General features: G+C 45.4%; 4 protein-coding genes. All 4 read left to right on the plus strand.

The features are described from left to right. Positions 1-32 precede the first annotated feature (32 nt). Positions 33-470 (plus strand): DUF4079 domain-containing protein, encoded by a 438-nt coding sequence (locus NJ959_RS28505; RefSeq protein ID WP_254015139.1) that lies wholly within the window; start codon positions 33-35, stop codon positions 468-470. A gap of 90 nt (positions 471-560) precedes the next feature. Continuing rightward, positions 561-806 carry a hypothetical protein gene (locus tag NJ959_RS28510; RefSeq protein ID WP_254015136.1) on the plus strand — a complete coding sequence of 82 codons (246 nt, stop codon included), beginning with the start codon at positions 561-563 and terminating at the stop codon, positions 804-806. Between the two features lie 194 nt (positions 807-1,000). After that, a complete protein-coding gene (locus tag NJ959_RS28515) occupies positions 1,001-1,732 on the plus strand; it encodes a DUF502 domain-containing protein (protein WP_254015137.1) in 732 nt (243 codons plus the stop codon). A gap of 4 nt (positions 1,733-1,736) precedes the next feature. After that, positions 1,737-2,384 (plus strand): transcription antitermination factor NusB, encoded by a 648-nt coding sequence (gene nusB, locus NJ959_RS28520; RefSeq protein WP_254015138.1) that lies wholly within the window; start codon positions 1,737-1,739, stop codon positions 2,382-2,384. The last annotated feature ends 103 nt before the right edge of the window (positions 2,385-2,487 follow it).

Below are 2,487 nucleotides of genomic sequence, written 5' to 3' on the forward strand. Positions count from 1 at the left end.
TTCTCCCCCTTGTCCCCTCTTCCCTTAAATCCATGCACTTGCCCTCTTTTCTCTGGCTGTGGAAAATAGCGGCTTGGTCAATGGGCTTGTCGCTGTTTGCCTATTTGTTACTGGCTATTACTGGTAGTTTTATCTTCTCCAAACGCCAATCTCACCATCCAAAACCACAGTGGTTGCCAATCTCCCACTACATTATCGGGTGGATCATGGTGGGTCTAGTTTTGCTATTGCTAGGAATTGGTATTGTGGGTACAATCGGTCATTATGGTAATTTGGGGCATTCAGGACATTTCATTGCTGGCTGGTCTGTAGTAGTATTAGTTTTGGTATCAGCCGCTAGTGCGACCCAAATTACGCCCCAGCGACATTGGGTACGCGCGGTTCATGTCGGGACGAATATTGCCCTATTGGTAGGATTAGCTTGGGTTTCATTCACAGGTTGGCAGGTGGTGCAGAAATTTTTGTCATGAGCCTTTGTCCGTATTGCCAGTCAAAGCAAGATAAATGGCGCAAGAGAGGTAAAATAGAAGTCAGGAACCCCATAGAAGACAGCTAGGGGCTTGAAAAGTCCTGTTGAAAGTGCATTACAAAAGTACACCGAGTCGAGCAACTCCAAGGCGGTAATGGGTAGAACAGACCAGAAGATGACAATTTCCACTATTTTGACGGCGACTCAAGTCGCAGCCGCGTTCCTCCCCGTGGAAGACAGCCAGTTGCTCTCCCGCTCGTTTTTTGGTGAAAACTGGCAGAGGCAGCCAAATCTTAATCAAGATGTCAAATATTGCAACAATTATTTACAATATTAGAAAATACAGATGGAACCTTAGACGAAGAAGACTTCCCGGTTAGTTTGGTCAAAGTTTGCGATCTGCCATCGCCTGCGATAGCGCCAAGAGGTAACCATTTGCTACCGATAGCTATCCCATCTCGTGCCAGATTAGACCAGGGATTGTCGCAGGAATGACAGAATTTTAGAGCTAGGAAGGAGACTTAGTGCTTTGTGATCCAACGCTTTAAGCAGGACTTAAAAAATGACCTAATTGCAGGTCTTCTAGTAGTGATTCCCCTCGCTACCACCATCTGGCTAACGATTACGATCGCTAGTTGGGTGATCGATCTGCTCACCCGCATCCCCAAACAAATCAATCCTTATGATAACCTCCACCCCATTCTCGTCAATCTGTTAAATTTACTGGTGGGGCTGACTGTGCCACTCCTGTTTATTTTGCTGATTGGCTTAATGGCTCGCAACATTGTCGGGCGGTGGTTGCTGGATCTTGGGGAACGAGTTTTACAGGCAATTCCCTTAGCTGGCTCAGTTTACAAAACCCTAAAACAACTATTAGAGACACTACTTAAAGACTCTAACAGTAAATTTCGTCGGGTCATTTTATTAGAATATCCCCGTCAAGGGATGTGGATGATCGCCTTCGTCACGGGTACAGCGAGTCGAGATATTCAATCTCAGATGAATGATAAGATGTTGAGTGTTTTCATCCCGACAACACCCAACCCCACAACCGGATGGTACGCGATCGTGCGAGAAGATGAAGTACTTAATCTCTCAATGTCCATCGAAGATGCCTTCAAAGTGATCATTTCTGGTGGGATTGTTACCCCTACAGATTCCTCACTAGTAGTGGCGACACAAAAAAAATATAATAACAAGCACCTGGAACAAGCAATACCGGATCTCATTCCCCAGATTTTACCCACAGAAGAAAGGTTATAGTTAAATGCAACAACCCCGCAGAATTGCCCGCGAATTGGCTCTTTTGAGTCTATCCCAAATCACTAACTCCATTGAGCAACTAGAACAAGAACAGCTAACAAATCTAGTTCTAGCAGCAGTACGTACTCTGACAGGTGAAATTCATGAAGCATTAGAAACAGCATCTGCCGAACTCAAACGAGGAAGCGATCGCCTCCTAACTAGCGAAACCCGCGCCACCGACGTGCGGAGTGCGAAAGCAATGGTGAGTGATGCGATTGAACTGACTGAGCGTGCCATCAATCGCCTCGGAATAGCGGTAGAAATGCCAGAAATTATCCAATTATCTAACCAGAGAGAAGTCAGATCCTACGCCCTAGAGATTCTCCAAACCATCAACCGTAGACAAGTGGAGATTGATGAAATTTTGACTCAATCTCTCCAGGATTGGCAGATCAACCGTCTACCGAGAATTGACCGAGATATTTTGCGAATTGCTGTGGCAGAAATCGAATTTATCGGGATTCCCGATCGCGTGGCGATCAATGAAGCTATAGAAATAGCCAAACGCTACAGTGATGACGAAGGGTATCGATTTATCAATGGTGTTTTACGCCGCGTTACCAACCTCAACAAAACTCCGGCACCATCTGTTAGAGAAAATATTTTATAGTTATAGTCAAAAGGATGAAGGATGAATGCCGAAGGCTGAAAGCTGAAGGCTGAAGGCTAAAGGCTAATAAAAAATACTTTCACCATTCCCCACTCCCCACTCC

Origin of the sequence: Limnofasciculus baicalensis BBK-W-15 (assembly GCF_024178385.1) — a bacterium.
Lineage (GTDB): Bacteria > Cyanobacteriota > Cyanobacteriia > Cyanobacteriales > Coleofasciculaceae > Limnofasciculus > Limnofasciculus baicalensis.